General features: G+C 69.4%; 14 protein-coding genes and 2 pseudogenes. 11 read left to right on the forward strand and 5 right to left on the reverse strand.

Going from position 1 to position 19,368, the window contains the following annotated elements:
• Window positions 1–68: 68 nt before the first annotated feature.
• Both ACFU8Q_RS04825 and ACFU8Q_RS04830 read right to left on the reverse strand, forming a co-directional pair.
• Window positions 69–746, reverse strand: coding sequence for a potassium channel family protein (locus ACFU8Q_RS04825; protein WP_384447783.1), 678 nt, complete (start codon window positions 744–746; stop codon window positions 69–71).
• Window positions 746–1,414: a TrkA family potassium uptake protein gene (locus ACFU8Q_RS04830; RefSeq protein ID WP_072485889.1), complete on the reverse strand. Its 669-nt coding sequence runs from the start codon at window positions 1,412–1,414 to the stop codon at window positions 746–748. The genes ACFU8Q_RS04825 and ACFU8Q_RS04830 overlap by 1 nt, the downstream gene beginning before the upstream one ends.
• A 350-nt stretch (window positions 1,415–1,764) precedes the next feature.
• Here ACFU8Q_RS04830 and ACFU8Q_RS04835 point away from each other — a divergent pair, with 350 nt between their 5' ends.
• The 6 genes from ACFU8Q_RS04835 to ACFU8Q_RS04860 all read left to right on the forward strand — a co-directional run bounded on the left by ACFU8Q_RS04835 (window position 1,765) and on the right by ACFU8Q_RS04860 (window position 10,309).
• Window positions 1,765–2,430, forward strand: coding sequence for a GntR family transcriptional regulator (locus tag ACFU8Q_RS04835; RefSeq protein ID WP_384447786.1), 666 nt, complete (start codon window positions 1,765–1,767; stop codon window positions 2,428–2,430).
• A 95-nt stretch (window positions 2,431–2,525) separates the two neighbouring features.
• On the forward strand, window positions 2,526–3,581 hold the full coding sequence (locus tag ACFU8Q_RS04840; protein ID WP_384447789.1) for a 1-aminocyclopropane-1-carboxylate deaminase: 1,056 nt from the start codon (window positions 2,526–2,528) through the stop codon (window positions 3,579–3,581).
• A gap of 113 nt (window positions 3,582–3,694) precedes the next feature.
• Window positions 3,695–5,743, forward strand: coding sequence for an APC family permease (locus ACFU8Q_RS04845; RefSeq protein WP_384447792.1), 2,049 nt, complete (start codon window positions 3,695–3,697; stop codon window positions 5,741–5,743).
• Between the two features lie 152 nt (window positions 5,744–5,895).
• Complete coding sequence (locus tag ACFU8Q_RS04850; RefSeq protein WP_384447794.1) at window positions 5,896–7,224, forward strand: class I SAM-dependent RNA methyltransferase; 1,329 nt, start codon at window positions 5,896–5,898, stop codon at window positions 7,222–7,224.
• A gap of 712 nt (window positions 7,225–7,936) precedes the next feature.
• On the forward strand, window positions 7,937–8,791 hold the full coding sequence (locus tag ACFU8Q_RS04855) for an alpha/beta hydrolase family protein (RefSeq protein ID WP_384447797.1): 855 nt from the start codon (window positions 7,937–7,939) through the stop codon (window positions 8,789–8,791).
• Between the two features lie 117 nt (window positions 8,792–8,908).
• Window positions 8,909–10,309 carry a carboxylesterase/lipase family protein gene (locus ACFU8Q_RS04860; RefSeq protein WP_384447799.1) on the forward strand — a complete coding sequence of 467 codons (1,401 nt, stop codon included), beginning with the start codon at window positions 8,909–8,911 and terminating at the stop codon, window positions 10,307–10,309.
• Window positions 10,310–10,348: 39 nt separating this feature from the next.
• On the opposite strand, the gene ACFU8Q_RS04865 is transcribed toward ACFU8Q_RS04860, so the two are convergent.
• Window positions 10,349–11,530, reverse strand: a complete 1,182-nt coding sequence (locus ACFU8Q_RS04865) for a PucR family transcriptional regulator (protein ID WP_384447802.1) — start codon at window positions 11,528–11,530, stop codon at window positions 10,349–10,351.
• A gap of 104 nt (window positions 11,531–11,634) precedes the next feature.
• On the opposite strand from ACFU8Q_RS04865, the pseudogene ACFU8Q_RS04870 reads away from it, so the two are divergent.
• From ACFU8Q_RS04870 to ACFU8Q_RS04890, 5 genes and pseudogenes are all read left to right on the forward strand, one after another.
• Window positions 11,635–11,826, forward strand: a pseudogene (locus ACFU8Q_RS04870) (RHS repeat-associated core domain-containing protein); the annotation flags it as partial.
• A gap of 337 nt (window positions 11,827–12,163) precedes the next feature.
• Window positions 12,164–12,405: pseudogene (locus ACFU8Q_RS04875) on the forward strand (type II toxin-antitoxin system death-on-curing family toxin); the annotation flags it as partial.
• 371 nt (window positions 12,406–12,776) lie between these two features.
• Entirely contained in the window at window positions 12,777–13,229 is a 453-nt protein-coding gene (locus ACFU8Q_RS04880; protein WP_384447805.1) for a hypothetical protein, read from the forward strand.
• 62 nt (window positions 13,230–13,291) lie between these two features.
• Window positions 13,292–15,448, forward strand: a complete 2,157-nt coding sequence (locus ACFU8Q_RS04885) for a hypothetical protein (RefSeq protein WP_384447808.1) — start codon at window positions 13,292–13,294, stop codon at window positions 15,446–15,448.
• 8 nt (window positions 15,449–15,456) lie between these two features.
• A complete protein-coding gene (locus ACFU8Q_RS04890) occupies window positions 15,457–16,095 on the forward strand; it encodes a hypothetical protein (protein ID WP_384447811.1) in 639 nt (212 codons plus the stop codon).
• A 305-nt stretch (window positions 16,096–16,400) separates the two neighbouring features.
• Here the strand turns inward: ACFU8Q_RS04890 and ACFU8Q_RS04895 are convergent, their stop codons facing one another.
• A complete protein-coding gene (locus tag ACFU8Q_RS04895) occupies window positions 16,401–17,357 on the reverse strand; it encodes an aldo/keto reductase (protein ID WP_384447814.1) in 957 nt (318 codons plus the stop codon).
• A complete protein-coding gene (locus tag ACFU8Q_RS04900) occupies window positions 17,354–19,276 on the reverse strand; it encodes a hypothetical protein (RefSeq protein ID WP_384447816.1) in 1,923 nt (640 codons plus the stop codon). The genes ACFU8Q_RS04895 and ACFU8Q_RS04900 overlap by 4 nt, the downstream gene beginning before the upstream one ends.
• Window positions 19,277–19,368: the final 92 nt, after the last annotated feature.

A 19,368-nucleotide genomic window follows, 5' to 3' on the forward strand; every position in this document is an offset into this window, starting at 1 on the left:
GGTGGGCGACCAGGGCGGCCAGCCGGTCGTTGTCACCGAGGCCCTGTGCCGGTCAGAGGGTCGGACGGTCAGTCGTCCGAGTCGCCCCGGCGCACCGACAGCAGATCCTCCAACTGCTCTTCGCGTGCCTGCGCGGCCACGAACAGCAGTTCGTCACCGGCCTCCAGCGTCTCGTCGGTGCCCGGCGTCAGCACGCGCTGCCCGCGGATGATGGTGACCAGCGAGGTGTCCTCCGGCCAGGCCACTTCGCCGACCTGCGTGCCGGCCAGCGCCGACTCCGGGGGCAGCGTCAGCTCGACCAGGTTGGCGTCGCCGTGGCTGAAGCGCAGCAGCCGGACCAGGTCGCCGACGCTCACCGCCTCCTCGACCAGGGCCGACATCAGGCGCGGCGTGGAGACCGCCACATCGACGCCCCAGGCCTCGTTGAACAGCCACTCGTTCTTCGGATTGTTGACCCGGGCCACGACCCTCGGTACGCCGTACTCGGTCTTCGCGAGCAGCGAGACGACCAGATTCACCTTGTCGTCGCCGGTCGCGGCGATCACGACATTGCAGCGTTGCAGCGCCGCCTCGTCGAGCGAGGTGATCTCGCAGGCGTCCGCCAGCAGCCACTCGGCCATCGGCACCCGCTCCACCGAAATAGCCGTCGGCGCCTTGTCGACGAGCAGCACCTCGTGCCCGTTCTCCAGCAGCTCGCCCGCGATGGAGCGGCCCACCGCACCGGCCCCGGCAATCGCGACACGCATCAGTGACCGCCCTCCTCAGGACCTTCGGCGAAGGCCGCCTCGACCTTCGCGATCTCGTCCGTACGCATCATCACGTGGACCAGGTCGCCCTCCTGCAGCACTGTCTGCGAGGTGGGCAGTATGGCTTCGCCCAGCCGGGTGAGGAACGCCACGCGGACGCCCGTCTCCTCCTGCAGCGTGCTGATCTTGTGGCCGATCCAGGACGGGGTGGTGTGCACCTCCGCGAGCTGCACACCCCCGCTCGGATCCCGCCACAGCGGCTCGGCGCCCGAGGGCAGCAGCCGTCGCAGCATCTGGTCCGCGGTCCAGCGCACGGTGGCGACGGTGGGGATGCCGAGACGCTGGTAGACCTCGGCGCGCCGGGGGTCGTAGATCCGCGCCGCGACATTCTCGATGCCGAACATCTCGCGGGCGACCCGGGCGGCGATGATGTTCGAGTTGTCGCCGCTGCTCACCGCGGCGAACGCACCGGCCTCTTCGATCCCCGCCTCGCGAAGGGTGTCCTGGTCGAAGCCGACACCGGTGACGCGCCGCCCACCGAATCCGGATCCCAGGCGCCGGAACGCCGTCGGGTCCTGATCGATGACGGCGACCGTGTGCCCCTGCTGCTCCAGGGTCTGCGCGAGAGCGGCTCCAACTCGCCCGCAGCCCATGATGACGATGTGCACCTTGCGCCTACCTCGCAGTCCTGGTCGTCCGGCTGACCTGCGAAAACACCCTGCTCACACTTCTTTCTCAGCTTGCCGGGCAAACAACGGGGCAACGGTCTGTCCCGTTGCCCAGGATGAGCTTATGCGGCCGGGAGTGCGAGGCCTCATCCGAGTGCGCTTTCGCCGCGCCCGTGCTGCGGACGAGATGCGGGCGCGACGCGGACGGGATGCGGGCGCGACGCGGACGGGATGCGGACGGGATGCGTCCGCGATGCGGACGGGGAGGCCGCCGAGTGGAGCCGCCCCAGTGGTGTCTCCTTGGACTGCCCCTTGAGCGCGGCCCATACAGACATCTAACATGTCAGTTCATGGAGACCTTGCGCCCCGTCCGACGGACCTTGCTGCGGGACACCGCGTACGAGGCGATCCGGGACGCCATCGTCCGCGGCGACATCCCGCCCGGTGCCCCCGTTCGCGATGCCGACCTCGCCGAACGCCTCGGCCTCTCCCGGGCCCCGGTCCGCGACGCGTTGTCCCGCCTCTCCGGCGAGGGACTCGTCGAGTCCAAGCCGCAGAGCTACACCCGGGTGACCCGTCTGGTGCCGCGCGACGTCAGGGATGCGGCGGCGGTCGTACGCGCCATGCAGGAACTGGCCGCCAGGACCGCCGTGCCCCGCCTCACGGATGCGGACATCGCCGCGATGCGGCAGGCGAACGACCGCTTCCGGGACGCGACCAGCCGCGGCGACGTGGCGGACGCGCTGCGCGCCGACGACCGGCTCCACGACGTCCTCGTCACCGCCTGTGGCAACCGCGCCGTGGCCGCCACCGTCGAGCGCTACACCCCATTGATTTGGCGCCTGGAGTGGCGGCAGTTCGGCACGGCGAGCGCGGCGCACGGCTCGGCGGAGCTGCACGACCGGCTGATCGAGGCGTGCGCGGGGCGCGATGCCGACGGGGCGGCCCGGGTCACCGCCGATATCTGGCGGGCACTCGAAGAGCTCGCTGACGATCCGTCCGCCGAGAGGCCTTAGACCACCGGTCCGAGCTCCAACCGGACGCCCCCTGCCGGCAGACGAACCAACCACCACCACCGTCACCTCCATCACCCCCGATCAAGGGAGCTCCCGTGACTCAAACAGCCCCGCCCTCCGCCTCTTCCTCCATCTCCTCGTACGACCGCTACCCCCTCCTCTTCGGCCCCTCTCCCGTCCACCGCCTGGACCGGCTCACCGACCACCTCGGCGGCGCGGCCGTCTGGGCCAAGCGGGAGGACTGCAACTCCGGCATCGCCTACGGCGGCAACAAGACCCGCAAGCTCGAGTACCTCGTGGCCGACGCCCTGGCGAAGGGCTGCGACACGCTTGTATCGATCGGCGGTGTCCAGTCCAACCACACCCGCCAGGTCGCGGCCGTCGCCGCCCGCGCCGGCCTGAAGTGCGTACTCATCCAGGAGAGCTGGGTCGAGTGGCCCGACGCCGTCTACGACAAGGTCGGCAACATCCTGATCAGCCGCCTGGCCGGTGCCGATGTCCGCCTGGTGCGCGCCGGGTTCGGCATCGGTGTCAAGGACAGCTGGGAGCAGGCGCTGCGCGAGGTCGAGGAGAGCGGCGGCAGGCCGTACGCCATCCCCGCCGGCGCGTCCGACCATCCGCTCGGCGGGCTCGGCTTCGCGAACTGGGCCTACGAGGTCGCCGAGCAGGAACGCGCGCTAGGCGTGTTCTTCGACACCGTGGTCGTCTGCTCGGTGACCGGGTCCACCCAGGCAGGCATGGTCGCGGGCTTCGCGGCGCTCGAAGAGGCGGGCGCCCGTCCACGGCGCGTGCTGGGCATCGACGCGTCCGCCGAACCCGCTCGTACCCGTGAGCAGATCGCCCGGATCGCGGCCGGCACCGCACGGCTCATCGGGGTGCGCCGCGAGCTCACCGTGGACGACATCGAGCTGGACGAGCGCTACCACGCGGGCACGTACGGCATCCCCGACGACACCACCCTCGACGCGATGCGGCTCGCCGCCCGTACCGAGGGCATGGTCACCGACCCCGTGTACGAGGGGAAGTCGATGGCCGGGACGGTCGACCTCGTGGCGCGCGGCGAGATCGCCCGGGATTCCACCGTCCTTTACGCCCATCTCGGCGGTCAGCCCGCATTGAATGGTTACAGCGCCCTGTTCGCGGACGCCTGAGTGCAAGGATTTCGTTAAGGATTTCGTGGCTTTCTCGGCCGAGCGCAGGAGATTGCGGGGCCACGCGGTTACTGGGTCTGCGGCTTCCATACGGAACGCTTACGATCCTCTGCGTGTCCAAACTGACCGACCTGCCCAAACGGATCCTGATCGGACGCGCACTGCGCAGTGACCGGCTCGGAGAAACGCTCCTGCCGAAGCGCATCGCCCTCCCCGTCTTCGCCTCCGACGCCTTGTCCTCCGTTGCCTACGCGCCTGGCGAGGTTCTGCTCGTCCTGTCTGTCGCGGGCGTGTCGGCGTACCACTTCAGCCCGTGGATCGCCCTGGCGGTCGTGGTGGTGATGTTCACCGTGGTGGCGTCGTACCGGCAGAACGTGCACGCGTACCCCAGCGGCGGCGGCGACTACGAGGTCGCCACCACCAACCTCGGCCCCAAGGCCGGCCTGACGGTCGCCAGCGCGCTGCTCGTGGACTACGTCCTCACCGTCGCCGTCTCCATCACCTCCGGGATCGAGAACCTGGGCTCGGCGATCCCGTTCGTGGTCGAGCACAAGGTGCTGTGCGCCGTCGCGGTGATCCTCCTGCTGACGCTGATGAACCTGCGCGGCGTCAAGGAGTCCGGGTCGCTCTTCGCGATTCCGACGTACGTGTTCGTCGTGGGCGTCTTCATCATGATCGCGTGGGGTGCCTTCCGCACTCTCGTGCTCGGCGACACCATGCACGCGCCCACCGCCGACTTCCACATCAAGGCGGAGCAGGAGGGCCTCGCGGGCTTCGCTCTGGTCTTCCTGCTGCTGCGCGCCTTCTCCTCCGGCTGTGCCGCGCTCACCGGCGTCGAGGCGGTTTCCAACGGCGTCCCGGCCTTCCGCAAGCCCAAGTCCAAGAATGCGGCGACGACGCTCTCGATGATGGGCGTGCTCGCCATCACCATGCTCGTCGGCATCATCGCCCTCGCCCTGGTCACCGACGTCCGGATGGCCGAGAACCCGGCGCAGGACCTGCTGAAGGGCGGTGTGCCGGTCGGCCCCGGCTATGTGCAGGACCCGGTGATCACGCAGGTCGCCGAGGCCGTCTTCGGCAACGGCAGCTTCCTGTTCATCGTGCTCGCCGCGGCGACCGCCCTGGTGCTGTTCCTCGCGGCGAACACGGCGTACAACGGCTTCCCGGTGCTCGGCTCGATCCTCGCCCAGGACCGCTACCTGCCGCGCCAGCTGCACACCCGCGGCGACCGCCTCGCGTTCTCCAACGGCATCGTGCTGCTCGCCGGCGCGGCCGCCCTGCTCGTCGTCGTCTACGGCGCCGACTCGACCCGGCTGATCCAGCTCTACATCGTCGGCGTGTTCGTGTCCTTCACGCTCAGCCAGACCGGCATGGTCCGCCACTGGAACCGGCACCTGCGCACCGAGAAGGACGCCGACAAGCGCCGCCACATGATCCGCTCCCGCGCGATCAACGCCTTCGGCGCCTTCCTGACCGGCCTCGTGCTCGTGGTCGTCCTGGTCACCAAGTTCACCCACGGCGCCTGGGTCGCCCTGCTCGGCATGTGCATCTTCTTCGCGACGATGACCGCGATCCGGAAGCACTACGACCGGGTCGCCGAGGAGATCGCCGCCGACGAGACCCCGTCCGACGAGACGATCCGGCCCTCCAGGGTCCACTCGATCGTCCTGGTCTCCAAGCTCCACCGGCCCACCCTGCGCGCCCTCGCCTACGCCAAGCTGATCCGCTCCGACCGGCTGGAGGCGCTCTCCATCAGCGTCGACCCGGCCGAGACCAAGGCGCTCAAGGACGACTGGGAGCGGCGCGGCATCGACATCCCGCTGAAGATCCTCGACTCCCCGTACCGCGAGGTGACCCGCCCCGTCATCGACTACGTGAAGGGCCTGCGCCGGGAAAGCCCGCGCGACGTCGTGAGCGTGTACATCCCGGAGTACGTGGTCGGCCACTGGTACGAGCATCTCCTCCACAACCAGAGCGCCCTGCGCCTCAAGGGGCGGCTGCTGTTCACGCCGGGTGTGATGGTGACGTCCGTGCCGTACCAGCTGGAGTCCTCCGAGGCGGCGAAGAAGCGTGCCCGGAAGCGCGCCGAGTGGAACGCACCGGGCTCGGTGCGCCGCGGACCCGTGGAGCGCAGACCCAAGGAACCCGCCAACAAGGGCTGACCGCGCCCGTCGCGGTCGGCGCCAATCGCGACCGACCCGCCATATGGGCTGACCGCGCCCGCCCGCTCGTGGTAAACGGCCGGACCACACCCACGTAGACTCGTGGGTTGTTGTCCGGCCGTTTTTCCCTTGATCTCTGGAGCCACCCCCTCATGCAGAACGAACCCACGTCGTCGCTGGTCGGGGAGGAGTACGAGGTCGAGGTCGGGCCGGTCGCACACGGCGGCCACTGCATCGCCCGCACTTCGGAGGGCCGGGTCCTCTTCGTACGGCACACGCTTCCCGGCGAGAAGATCATCGCCAAGGTCACGGAAGGCGAGAGCGACTCCCGCTTCCTGCGCGCCGACGCGGTACGGATCATCGAGGCGTCCAAGGACCGCGTCGAGGCGCCCTGCCCGTACGCGGGTCCCGGCAAGTGCGGCGGCTGCGACTGGCAGCACGCCAAGCCCGGTGCGCAGCGCAGGCTCAAGGGCGAAGTGATCGCCGAACAGCTCCAGCGCCTCGCGGGCCTCACCCCCGAGGAGGCGGGCTGGGACGGCACCGTCATGCCGGCCGAGGGCGACAAGCTCCCCGCGGGCGAGGTCCCGGCCTGGCGCACCCGGGTCCAGTACGCCATCGACGAGGACGGCAAGGCCGGCCTGCGCAAGCACCGCTCGCACGACGTGGAGCCCATCGAGCGCTGCCTGATCGCGGCCCCCGGCGTCACCGAGCTCGGCATCGAGAAGCGGGAATGGCCCGGCATGGCCTCGGTCGAAGCCATCGCCGCCACCGGCTCCCACGACCGTCAGGTCATCCTCACCCCGAGGCCCGGCAGCCGACTGCCCCTCGTCGAGCTCGACAAGCCCGTCTCGGTGATGCGTGTCGACGAGCGTGACGGCGGCGTCCACCGGGTGCACGGCCGCGCATTCGTCCGCGAGCGCGCCGACGACCGCACCTACCGCGTCGGCTCGGGCGGCTTCTGGCAGGTCCACCCCCAGGCCGCCAACACTCTCGTCCGCGCCGTCATGCAGGGCCTCCTGCCCCGCAAGGGCGACACCGCGCTCGACCTCTACTGCGGCGTCGGCCTGTTCGCGGGCGCCCTCGGCCAGCGCATCGGCGAGAAGGGCGCGGTCCTGGGCATCGAGTCCGGCAAGCGCGCCGTCGAGGACGCCCGGCACAACCTGAAGGACCTGGAGCGGGTCCGCATCGAACACGGCAAGGTCGACCAGATCCTGCCGCGCACCGGCATCACCGAGACCGACCTGATCGTCCTCGACCCCCCGCGCGCAGGCGCCGGCAAGCAGACCGTCAAGCACCTGACCGGCCTCGGCGCCCGCCGCATCGCCTACGTCGCCTGCGACCCGGCGGCCCTCGCCCGCGACCTGGCGTACTTCCGCGAGGGCGGATACAGGGTGCGCACGCTGCGGGCGTTCGATCTGTTTCCGATGACGCATCATGTGGAGTGCGTGGCTATTCTGGAGCCCGCCTCAAAGAGCTCCTGACCTGCTGTTTCCTCAGGTTCTTCAGGCTGCTGGATGGCCGCCGACCTGTTTCCGCGTGTGCACGACGTGGAATGTCGGGGGACCAGGGAGAGGGATTGACCTGCGGCTTCGTGAACGTCGTGCGAGACGGTGGACGCGTTGTCCCTACTCCGCGGGGCGTATGGGAAACCGTCCTGACGCTGGTCCCGACGGAGCGTCGGACGAGTAGCCCTCTGGTCCGCATGGTCGTCTGCCGCCCATGCCGTCTTTCCCCTGGGCAGATGGTGTCAGCGGAAGAGATCGGCGGGGCAGGGCTCAGCGACCGATCGTGCCGCGAGCGGCATGGACTCCGTCCTCGACGATTCCTCTGAGCCAAGAAAAGTCGTTCACAGCCACGCGCACCGCTTCCCGCTGCCGGCCCCCGTCCGGGCCTCCCGAGTCCCTCTCAGGAGGACCTGCCTGGACGGGGCCGGGGCGGACGGTGCGCGGGGCTTTCTCCGTTCCCGGCGTTCTCCTCTCGGGACCGGGCGGCGGGCTCTCTGTCGTAGCGGCGGAACCGAGCATGGCACCCTCACCGCGCTCAGGCCTCTCGGCATGTTGCACAAACTCCGACGTCGCTGCTTGCCGCGATTGCGCAGAGACGGGTCTCGAACCGTGCTTCAGGATGTGCGATCAGACAAGGCGTGAGCCGGATGAAACATCCAGTTCACCGTGACGACATCGGGAGTCCGCTGTGCTCTGGAGAAAACTGCTCGTCCCCCTGACCTCGCTCCTGCTCCTGCTGACGGCCTCTGCCGGCGCGGGAGCGGCAGCGGCGTCCACCGGTTCCCCCGCCGTTGCCAGTGCCGAGGCGGCCGCGGCCGACTACGGCGCTCCCGGCCCCTACGCCACCGCGGTGGAGGTCGGGGTGGTGACCACCCTGTACTACCCGCGTGACATCGCGACCAGCGACCGCCGCCACCCCGTGATCGTGTGGGGAAACGGCACCTTCGCCTTCCCGGTCGTCTACCGCGACCTGTTGCTCCACTGGGCCAGTCAGGGCTTCATCGTCGCCGCCGCCAACACCCCGCAGTCCAACCTCGGCATCTCCATGCGCGCCGGGATCGACCTGCTCACCCGTCGCAACGCCGACCCCGGCAGCCCCTTCCACGACCGTGTCGACCTGGAGCACATCGGCGCGTCCGGTCACTCGCAGGGTGGCGCCGCCGCCATCGTCGTCGGCGCGGACCCGCGCATCGACACCATCCTGCCCATCCAGCCCGGGCCGCTCGCCGACATCGACGACGTACACGTACCCGCACTCCTCCTGGCCGGGCAGAAGGACAGCATCGTCTTCCCCTTCATGGTCAAGACCTTCTACAACGACGCCGACCACATACCGGCCATCTACGGGGAATTGCGCGGCGCCGATCACCTCACGGTCGTGGGCGACCCCGGCCCGTTCGCCGCGCCCACCACCGCCTGGTTCAAGGCACACCTGATGGGGGACCAGACGGCGCGTGCACAGTTCTTCGGGGCCGGCTGCGGGATCTGCACCGACAGCGGCACCTGGTCCGACGTCCGCCGCAACGGCCTCGCAAACCGGTGACCCGCTCCCGGAGATCCCTTCTGCCGTGACCGGCGGCCGTCCCGATCCACGCCGCCCGCCCCTGACGCTCCCGCGACCAGGGGCGGCCGGCCCCCGTTCGCACATGGAAGGACCGCCATGGACCTCATCGCGACCACCCGGCAGGGAAAGATCCGGGGCCGTTTCCACAACGGGATCGCCACCTTCCTCGGCATCCCCTACGCCGCCCCGCCCTTCGGCGCCCACCGCTTCCGCGCTCCCGCCCCGGTCGAGTCCTGGGAAGAGGTACGAGACGCTCTGGAGTACGGGCCGACCGCCCCCAAACGCCCCTACCGCCCGCCCCTCGACCGGCTGATACCCGATCCGAGCATCGCCGGGGACGACTGTCTCAACCTCAACGTCTGGACCCCATCCGTCGGCGAGGGCCGGCTGCCCGTCATGGTCTGGATCCACGGGGGTTCCCTGCGCAACGGCTCGGCGAACCTGCCGCTCTACGACGGGGGCGCCTTCGCGCGCGACGGGGTGGTCCTCGTCTCCGTCAACTACCGGCTCGGCGTCGAGGGGTTCGGGGTCTTCCCCGACGCCCCCGTCAACCGGGGCCTCCTCGACCAGATCGCAGCCCTGATCTGGGTCCGCGACAACATCTCCGCCTTCGGCGGAGATCCGGCGAACGTCACCGTGTGCGGGGAGTCCGCCGGCGCGATCAGCGTCGCGGCCCTCATGACCAGCCCCGGCGCGGCCGGGCTGTTCCACCGGGCGATCCTGCAGAGCGGCCCGCCGCACACGACGTCGCGCCGCGAGGGCGCGAAGACCGTACGGTCGATGGCGAAGAGACTGCGGATCCCGGCCACCGCCGAGGCGTTCGCGGCGGTGGACCGAGACCTGCTGCTGGACGCGCAGGCCGCCGTCGTCGACCGGTCCGACCCCATCGGCGGCGGTCCCGGCTTCCACATCGTGGTCGACGGCGACGTGGTGCCCGCCGCCCCGCCCCTTCCCGAGGCCGACCTGCTGCTGGGCTGCAACCGGGAGGAGTACCGGCTGTGGTTCGTACCCGGCGGAACCGTGGACCGGATCAGCCGGCTCACCCTGCGGCTGGCACTGTTGAAGATCCGTGTCCCGCAACGCGTGGCACGCCTGTACCGAGCCAACCGGCCGCACGCCAAACCCGGTGAGATCCTGGGCGAGATGGCCACCGACCTGCTGCTGCGGGGGCCGCTCAACCGCCTCGCCGACTCCCGGCCCGCCCGCACCTTCGTCTACGAATTCTGCTGGCGCTCGCCCGTGATGGGACTCGGCGCGTGCCATGCGCTGGAACTCGGTTTCGTCTTCGACAACCTGCGCGCCGCCGAGGACCTGACCGGGCCCGGCGCGCCCCAGCCACTGGCCGACGCCATGCACCGGGCCTGGGTCGCCTTCGCCACTACCGGACAGCCGGGCTGGTCCGGCTGGAACGCGGACCGGCCCGTCATGGTCTTCGACCACCCCGGCGCCGGCCCGGTCCTCGCACCCAGGCACGAGGAACTCGGCGCCTGGCTCTGACAGATGACAGGCCGAGCGCTCGCCGACGCCGGCCGTGATTCATCCGCTTTCCGCTGCTCCTGCGGATCCCTGCCATCCGGTGCCCCCGCGGTGATCCGCGGGCCCGGCCAGGTCCCTGGCGACGAGCGCCGCCTGGATCAGCCGCGCCTGCGCGGGAACCGCGAGGTCGAGACCCGTCAGCGCGCTCACTCGCTGCAACCGGTAGTCCAGGGTGTTGCGGTGGACGCACAGCTCCAACGCCGTCTGGCGGCGGTTGAGCCCCCGCTCCACGAACACGCGCAGCGTCTCAAGCAGGTACGGATGCTCCTCCAAGGGGTCGAGTTTGGCCGCCAGCCGCACCAGGCCGTCCCCGGGGCGCGCGAGCTGGTGCTCCAGCAGCACGTCGTCGAGGCGGTAGCACCCGGGCGGGCGTCCCAGGCGCCGGACGAGATCCAGCACGCGGCCGGCCTCCTGCGCCGCCGAGGAGATGGCCGCCGGTACGGAGGAGCGGGCGGCGGCGGCGCGCACGGGCTGCCCCACGTCCTTCTCCAGCCGGGCCACCAGGCCCGGCACATCGGACCTGCCCGGCAACAAGGCGATCCGAGCGACGTGGTCCATCAGCACAGGGATCCCGGTGAAGGCGTCGAGCGAGGACTGCACCAATCTGCTCGGCGGGTCGGACTCGAACGCGAAGGCAACCACCTCGTACTCACCCACCACGGCCACCCGCGCCACGCCCGCCAGCTCCTCGTACGGCCGTCCTGCCAGCAGGGCGCCGAGCAGGGCCCGCCGTACGCGTTTGTCCTCGCTGTGGAGGTCCTCCTGGGCGTTCTGGTGGGCGAGGACGACCGCGGGCAGCGCGGCGTGCAGGCAGGCGAGCAGCTTGCCGCCCGCCCCGGCCAGCTCACCGGGCTCCGCGACCTCGGTCAGCGTCTGCCACCACACCTCGGCGCCGATCAGGTATGCGGCGATCACCGCCTCCAGGGGGACGCGCTCCTCGGCCCGGCGCGCCGACCACTCGATGAGCCGGGTCAGATCGCCCGGCCCCATCGGACCCCCGCCGCCGTCGCGCAGTGCCCTGAGCAACAGCGCGTGCACCGCCGCGATGGACCGCGCCACCTCGCCCTGGAGGGTGGCGCGGGGCAGCGCCCCGTAGAACGGCGCCTCCGCCGCGCAGCGCGCGACCACGACGGCCGTGAGGTCACCGACCCGGGCGGCCATCCGGGCGTGCAGGTCCGACATCGGCGCATCGTCACACCGCCCCGGCCGTGCCGTCAATCGGAGCCCTGGGTCCGGCGGCGCGGGCAGTGCGTCGGGCGTGTCCCCGAACCGCTCCCGGCCGCCGACTCGTCGACGAAAGAGGCGACGTCACGTGGCACACCCGTAGCACTCTGTGGGGCACTACTGTCTGGACAGCGACAAGCTCGACGTACACACCGTTGTGCTTCCCCGGTCAGTACTCCGACTCGGAAACAGGACTCCACTACGACTACTTCCGCCACTACGACCCCGAATCCGGTCGACGGTGGCTGGCGCCCGGGGGTGAGCATCGACCGGTGATTCCGCACATCTGACGTCCTTGTTTCCGGCAGTGTGCGGGACTGCCGTCGACACCCGTCGAGCAGGGTCGACCCGTCTTGGCCGTGACGCTCGTTTGACGCTCTGGACGCCTGAGGTGTCGCCGGCTGAGCCGAGAAACCGGTTCCGTCCTGCGGTTTCTCCCGGCCTCGCTGCCTGCGACACCCTTCCGATGACGCATCACGTGGAGTGCGTGGCTATTCTCGAGCCCGCCTCAAAGGGCTCCTGACCTGCGGCTTTACGGTCGAGTGGGCTCGCTCGATCTGTTTCCCTCCGTTCACCGGATCGAGCGCACACACGCTGCACGGGAAGGCGGCGGCACTGCTGCACTCCGCGCCCGAAATCACGCGCTGATCGACGGCAACGAGCGCACCGCTTGGCTCGCCATGCGCCTCTTCCTGCGGCTCAACGGCGTAAGCGCCAGTGTCGTCCCGCCGGCCGTCTCCATTGCCGGCCCGTTCGTCGAGGAAGTCGCGCGGGACAACATCGATGTACCGGTCATTGCCAAGCGCCTGTCGGCCTGGTTTCCCGTTTCCTGACGTTCGATGTCGTGAGGTCCGCGGCGGAACGAGGTTCCGTGAGCGGTGCTGACTCCCTGACGCTGAAGTGATGCTCGTGGCAGTTCTGCTGATGGGTCGTCATTCCGCTGGTCGTGCAGTTTCTGCGTGGACGGCCGTCGCGAGCAGCCTCGGTGTGTGCATCGCCTTTCGACCGAACAATCGTTTATAACGGCGGCAATATGTCAGTAAGTTCTCTCATTGCATGTATGGGCGGGAGAGGGCGGGCGCTCCGATGTGAGCAAAACGTGCCCATCTCCCTCCAGCGCGTTCGCTCTGCACACAAGTTGCTAGCGTGCATGGAGCGAGGGCGTCCACGTGGGCGACCGACGTACGGGGGAAGGGTTCAGCACATGGCATGGGACGAATGGGAACAACTCAAGAGCGATGCCACGGAGAAGCACTCCGCGCACATGCAGCTCAACCAGATACCCGCCGACGGGGGCGGCGGCTCGGCTGACGGTGATCTGGTCGTGCACGACGACGAACTGGGGAAGATGGGCAACACGGCGTACGAACTGCGTCAGAAGTTCGGCACGGACAGCGACTTCGCACGCCCCAGTACGTTCACCGCGTCGATCGACCTGTTCAACGACGGTCTCGACATGGGTTCCGCGCTGACCGAGCTGCACGATGCGTGGAACACCCAGACCGCGACGTCGAAGGAGGCGTGCGCGCACATCTCGAATCACTTCGACTTCACGCGCGCGCAGCATGCCAAGGACGAGGCCCATATCGATACGGGGATGAGGAACGCCGGTGGCGACCTGATGTCCGTTTCGAAGATCAACGACTACATCAATTAGCTTCGCAGAAGGATCAGTGGCTGAAAGCTACGGGGGTCGGACGGCGGATGACAGCGGAATCGATGACGGCGCAGGAACTCACCGATCTGCGTCTGGGTACGTTGGACACCGCGGTGTCCGACTGGGAAAAGATGTACACGAAGCTCGAGACGCTGGCCACCGGGGAGGGCGGTGGTACGAGCGCCAAAGGTTTTCGGAGGCAGGCGGACGCCGCCGACTGGAAGGGGGCCAATGCCACCATCTCCAAGGAGTTCGTCACCAAGATCGCTGTCGAGTTCCAAGACGTGGCCGCCCAGGCGAAGAGCGTGCTCGGCATCCTGCGCGACGCCAGCGCTGCCTTCAAGAAGCACAAGGCGGCACTGCGGACAGTCATTGACGACGTCGCCAAGACCAACATCTACATCAACGCCAAGGGCGGTGCTGTCGCCTCCGTCCCCTCGGGCGCGGCGGCCGGCGACGGTGACATCCACACGCCGAGCGACGAGGAACTCGCCGTCGCGGAGCGCCGGGTGAAGCGGGTGCTCCGGGAAGCGAGCGAGACCGACCGCATCGCCGCGCGGGCGTTGCGCGCACTGGCGAAGAACAAGTACGACTTCACCGGCGACGGTCCGGGCGGGCTCGAGGAGGCCGACGACCGTCAAGGCAAGGCGGACGCCGACTACTGGGCGAAGAAGGCCAGGGAGACCAACCCCGGGGAGTGGAGCGACGAGGACGTCGCGCGCTTCAACGAGACCCTCAGGTACCAGCGCGACAACCCGGGCTTCAGCGAGCGGTTCGCCACCACGCTGGGCGCCGAGGGGACGCTCCAGTTCTGGCGGGACATGGCGGCCCCACCCGGCGGCGCGGTCGACGGCGAGCGGGCCAAGACCCTCGCCGAGGTCCAGGACAACCTGAGCATGACACTGGCCACCGCCACCCACAGCGACAGTCCTGCCATGGAGACCTGGAAGCGCGAGGTGATCGCGGCCGGTGACAAGCCGTTCCCGATCCAGGGACTGCCGATGGGGCCCAATGGCTACCAGGTCATGAGCAGCCTGATGGGCAAGGGCAAGTTCGACGACGACTTCCTGCACGACTACGGTGACAGCCTGCTGAAGTACGAGCGCGAGTTCCCTGGGGACCCGGAGGTCGCCTGGCGCGACACGACCAACCTCAACTACCCGCCCACGGACGAGCCCAACGACCCGTTCGCCGGCTTCATGGAAGGCCTCGGACACAACCCCGAGGCGTCGTTGGAGTTCTTCAACGACTCGACGACCGCGGACGGCAAGAAGCTCGACAACTGGGACTACCTGGTGGCCAAGGGCGACGACGCCCGGGAGTGGCCACCGGGCGAGGACGGCAAGCCGCTGGGGCACGACGCCCTGGGCCACGCCCTCGAATCGGCCACCATCGGTTTGCCGTACGACTCCGACGCGACACCGCCGAAGCACTCGTCCGGCAGCGCGGACCTCGTCAACCGGATCGTCGCGGAGTACGGCAAGAACCACGACCGGCTCGACGACTCCCCGCTGAGCGACAGCCTCGGCAACATCACGGCCGAGTACATGCGTGACGTTCAGGACGGGATGAACAGCAAGCGGGACATCCCGACCTACGGAAGCAACGCCAACTTGGGCGACCTGTCGCCGGGGCTGCTGAAGGATTTCCTCGCCGGGGTGGGCAAGGACCCCGATGCCTATGGAGCGATCATCAACTCCCAGCAGGCGGTCACCACCGAGCTCATCAACGATGCCTACCACGACAAGGCGAGGTACAACGAGCTCTCGCCAGAGATCGGAAACCGCGTCACCCCCGGCGCCGAGATCGCGGGGATCATGGCCGAGTCCCGTACCCAGGCCGTGTACGACGACAAGATCGCCTCCGACGAGGAGTTCAACGAGGGCCTGACGACCGCCGACAAGTGGGCCGACCGCGCCATCGACATGGGGCTGTCCAAGCTGCCGGTCGCGGGGGACGCCGCCGGGATGATCATCGGGGACATCAAGGAAGCGGTCGTGGACCACTACACCCGCGACTCCAGCGACGAGGCCGGTCAGGAGCGGAGCGACTTCCTGGAGAGCCAGCGGGCCAAGTCCGCGGACGCTGTGTACGACGCCACGTATCAGGCGGCCGTCGCGGCCGGGACCGACCCGGAGAATGCCAGGAGCCAGGCCGACACCGCCGCCCGCCACGTCAAGGAGGGCTACAGCATGGGTCGCCAACGGGCAGGGAGCTGAGAAGGACCGTGCGGAACGATGCGACGGGAACGCCGTCGGGTGGCAACAAGCGGAAGAAGATCGTGTTCGCCGCTCTGGGCGTTCTCGTGCTCGCAGGAGTGGGCATCGCCCTGTTCCTGCCGGACCGGGAGCCGGCGCTCTCCATACCCGACCGCGTATGCGCGGAAGCGGTGCCCAGTACCCATGTGAAGTCTCTACTGCCGGAACGGGGCAGGCCCTTCGAGGAAGAACGCGCCGTCAACTTCATGCGTGATGCGTCGAAGGGGCTGGGGATGTGCGACCTGTCCGGCGGCGGCAGAATTTTCGAGATCAGGTACAGCAGGCTCCAGGACCCCAAATACAGCCGGGAATGGGTGCAGCGAGATGCGTCGAAACCCGGCAACATCCCGCTCTCGCTCGGAGCGGCCGGAGGGTACATCGAGAGCTACAACAGGGCCGAGTTGTTCGTCGACTGCCCGTATGCGAAGGGGCGTAAGGATCTCCTGGAGGTCTCGGTCGGCATCGGAGGCGTCTCTGAGACCAAGGACAGCACCAGGCAGGCAGAGCTCTCCGCGCTGGCGGCCGACGTCGCCCGCGTGGTCGCCCGCGACGTGGAACGCTGCGAGGGCGCCGCCGACCTCCCCGACGGCGCCCCGAAGGTCGGCTGAGGCAGACGATGCGCAGGCGAATCGTGGCTTCCCTGAGAGTGGGCGCCGTGGTTTTGATCGGCGTGCCTGGGCCCTGTGGCCTTTGAAGGAGCTGGCGATCGCCGTCCCGGACCGCGTGTCTGTGACGACACGCTGCCCGGCGACCCGGTGCGGGACCTGCTGCCCGAGCACGGAAACGGTTTCGAGGAGGAACTGCTCGGCTCCGAACCGCGTGCGGCCGAGATGCGACCAGCAACAACCACCCCTCCGGTCCCCGGCAACCCGCCTGCCGCCGGCGGGACGCAGCCGCAGCCGGTCGTCCGTAGTCACCCGGTGCGCTCATCCAGCAACTGTTCGGGAACGAACCCGGCCCTCGCGAGCCGCTGCCAGAGCTCGTCCGGGATCGGGAAGCGGGCGGCCGCCGCGTTCGCCGTCACCTCGGCCGCTGAACGGCAGCCGAGGACGACCGAGTTGACGGCAGCATGCAGCAGTGGGAACTGGATCGCGGCCGCGGGGAGCGGTACGGCGTACGCGTCGCACAGGGCCCGGCACTGCCGTGCCCGCTCCAGGGCTTCCGCGGGAGCCGGCCGATAGTTGAACATGGCGCCGGGAGACGGGTCGGCCAGCAGGCCGGTGTTGAAGACACCGCCGACGACCACCGCGGTGCCCGTCTTGGCACACAGCGGCAGCAGGGTGGTGAGCGCCTCGTGGTCGAGGAGCGAGAAACGGCCCGCGATGAGCACGACGTCGACCTCGAACTCCGCCACGTACGACGCGAGTGGACCGCTGTGGTTCATGCCGAATCCGACCGCCCGGATCAGCCCTTCGTCACGAAGTTTGCGTACCGCCGGATAGGCCGTGCGGCGTATCTCGTCCGGGTAGTCGTCCGGGTCGTGCAGATACAGGATGTCGACGCTGGAGCGGCCCAGACGGATCAGGCTCGCCTCCAGGGACTCGCGGATGCCGCGCTCCGTCCAGTCGGTGATCACCTCTCCGGGGGAGCCGTCCGGCCGGGGTCGCAGCAGCCAGCCCGTCTTTGTGGAGATCACCGGGTCGGTGCCTGCGGACGGGGCGAGCAGCCGGCCCAGGCGCTCTTCGGCGAGGCCGTGTCCGTAGCGGGGCGCGGTGTCGAAGTACGTGATCCCGGCCTCGGCCGCGGTCTTGAGGGTCGCGGCGGCCTCCTGATCGCTGACCGCCTCGAAGAGGCCGCCCAGGGGAGCGGTGCCCATGCCGAAGCCGGGCAGGATGAAGGGCAGCCGGTTCGCCGCCGGTCGGTCGGTCATGCTTTCCCCCACGGGGAGGCACAGGCCGCGCGGCGCGCGCGCAGCGTCATGGTCAGGGTCAGCCGGATCCGTGAGTTTCCCGGGAGGTCGACGCGGCAGTACGGTCCGTCGACCGGCTGCTCGGGTCCGTCGTCCATGCGGACGGTGGCGACGTGGTGCTCCGCGAACGAGCCCGCCTGCACCAGCAGGGAGCGCGCCGCACCGCCGAGGTTGATCAGCTCCACCACCGTGTGGTCCGGTCGGATGTCGGACACGAGCGCGGCGACGTCCGGCGGAAGGCCGGGGCGGCGGGCGTCCGCGTCGTGGTAGCGCACGTGCAGTTGGGCAAGGCCGCCGTTGTAGAGGACCTGCGGGGAGCCGGTGGTCAGCTGCAACAGGGCTTCCGTCACCACCGGGTTGAGGTGCTGCCAGTGGTGGATGCCCAGGGCGTCGGGGCCAACGGCCGGGTCGACGGTGTCGTTCTCGACGGCCTCGACCCGCTCGGTGCAACTCGCGAGGGCGCTGCGCAGCATCCGCTCGGGGAAATGCGGGTTTCGCCCGTGCAGGAACTCGTACCAGGGCTCCTCGTGCCCGGCCTCGTCCTTGATGCGCTGGGTGTGCACGGTGGTCCAGTCCCAGTGGGATTCGGTGCGCAGGTGCTCGATCCTGTCCCGGTCGGCCTCCTCGCGGCTGAAGTGCCAGAGCGTCAAAGGGAGTTGGCCCGGCATTACGGTGTAGTCGAACCAGCCGGAGTCGTTGTGCCGCTGGGGCACCATGAGGGTGCGCTCGGACGTCATCGCGCGCAGGTGCGGCTGCCAGCGCTCGCCGAGAGTGCCCATCCGGTCGGCGCCGCGCTGCTCGGCGTGGCGCAGCACCACGTCGAGGGGATTGCGGGCGAGGTCCAGGAAGCCTCGGTCCCCGGTGAGGAGCGTCGCGTTGGCCGCGCCGATGATGGTCGCGCTGCCGACGGGGGACAGGCCGTGCGGCCATGACCATCCGTAGTGGCCGCCGTACCAGCGGCCGTCCAGGTACTCGCCCACCACGCCGTTCAGGCCCACGTTGTCGGGCACGACGTCGCGACCCGCAAGCCGCTCCTGCCACCCGCCGACGTACTCGGCCACCCAGTCCGCGTATCGCTGTTCTCCGCTGAGCAGAAAGGCGTTGGTGGCGAGACCGGTGGCGGCCAGATTCACGATCGTGTCGCCACGGCCCATTCGATCCCACATCGCGCGGCCGTACGCGCGGGCGCGCTCGGGCGACGCGGTCAGGTCGTCGAAGGACGTGACGCCGTCGACCCCGTCCAGCGGCAGGCCGTACGGACGCAGGGCCAGGCTCCACGGGAAGTACGCCTCTTCGTCGCTGAAGCCGAAGCGCGGTCCCGCCGCGCCGTTGTGGGGGGCGCGCACGACCCGGTGCCCGGGGTCGTAGTTGGGGCCGCCCGGAAGGTAGAAGTCAGCGAAATGGCAGGCGAGTTCGCTCAGTTCCGCGTCGTCCGGGGCCGCGAGGCACAGGCCGTAGAAGAGGAGCAGGCCCTCGCCCTGGTGGAACCAGTCGTAGCCGCGCTCCAGGCCGTCGACGAGCATGCCCATCTCGGTGAGCTGCGTGGTGACTCCGCGCCAGTGCCGCCGCGCTGCGGTCAGCAAATCCGCGCTGCCGCCGAGCAGATACAGCGTCGGCCAGTTGAAGAACGGCTCATAGAAATCGTCCACGCCGTCCCGGCCGTCCAGTCCCTGCCCGAGTGTGTCGCGGAAGACGAGGCGGCCGTCTCCTTCGGTGTAGCGGTCCGCGAAGAGCCGCCACGCCTTGTCTTGTACGGCGAACAACTCCCTTTCCAGATAAGCCCATTGAGGGATCTCGGTGACGCGCTGGGTAGCGGTCAGCAGAGGTCCGTGTGCCTCGCCCACTGTGCGCGCGCCGCCGGTTCGTTCAGGCCTGAGCATCGGGAACACCTGCACCCTCGTCACGTACGGATTGAATAATCGCCCATCGATAGCCGATGGTTAGACTCACGGGCGGGGAGCCGACATGTCAA

The organism is Streptomyces sp. NPDC057543 (assembly GCF_042801895.1).
Classification (GTDB): Bacteria; Actinomycetota; Actinomycetes; order Streptomycetales; family Streptomycetaceae; genus Streptomyces.

Excerpts from the sequence above, each read along its gene's own strand:
- ACFU8Q_RS04825 (WP_384447783.1), bottom strand. The coding sequence starts at position 746 with ATGCGTGTCGCGATTGCCGGGGCCGGTGCGGTGGGCCGCTCCATCGCG.
- ACFU8Q_RS04835 (WP_384447786.1), top strand. The coding sequence starts at position 1,765 with ATGGAGACCTTGCGCCCCGTCCGACGGACCTTGCTGCGGGACACCGCG.
- ACFU8Q_RS04850 (WP_384447794.1), top strand. The coding sequence starts at position 5,896 with ATGCAGAACGAACCCACGTCGTCGCTGGTCGGGGAGGAGTACGAGGTC.
- ACFU8Q_RS04860 (WP_384447799.1), top strand. The coding sequence starts at position 8,909 with ATGGACCTCATCGCGACCACCCGGCAGGGAAAGATCCGGGGCCGTTTC.
- ACFU8Q_RS04865 (WP_384447802.1), bottom strand. The coding sequence starts at position 11,530 with ATGTCGGACCTGCACGCCCGGATGGCCGCCCGGGTCGGTGACCTCACG.
- ACFU8Q_RS04880 (WP_384447805.1), top strand. The coding sequence starts at position 12,777 with ATGGCATGGGACGAATGGGAACAACTCAAGAGCGATGCCACGGAGAAG.
- ACFU8Q_RS04885 (WP_384447808.1), top strand. The coding sequence starts at position 13,292 with ATGACGGCGCAGGAACTCACCGATCTGCGTCTGGGTACGTTGGACACC.
- ACFU8Q_RS04895 (WP_384447814.1), bottom strand. The coding sequence starts at position 17,357 with ATGACCGACCGACCGGCGGCGAACCGGCTGCCCTTCATCCTGCCCGGC.
- ACFU8Q_RS04900 (WP_384447816.1), bottom strand. The coding sequence starts at position 19,276 with ATGCTCAGGCCTGAACGAACCGGCGGCGCGCGCACAGTGGGCGAGGCA.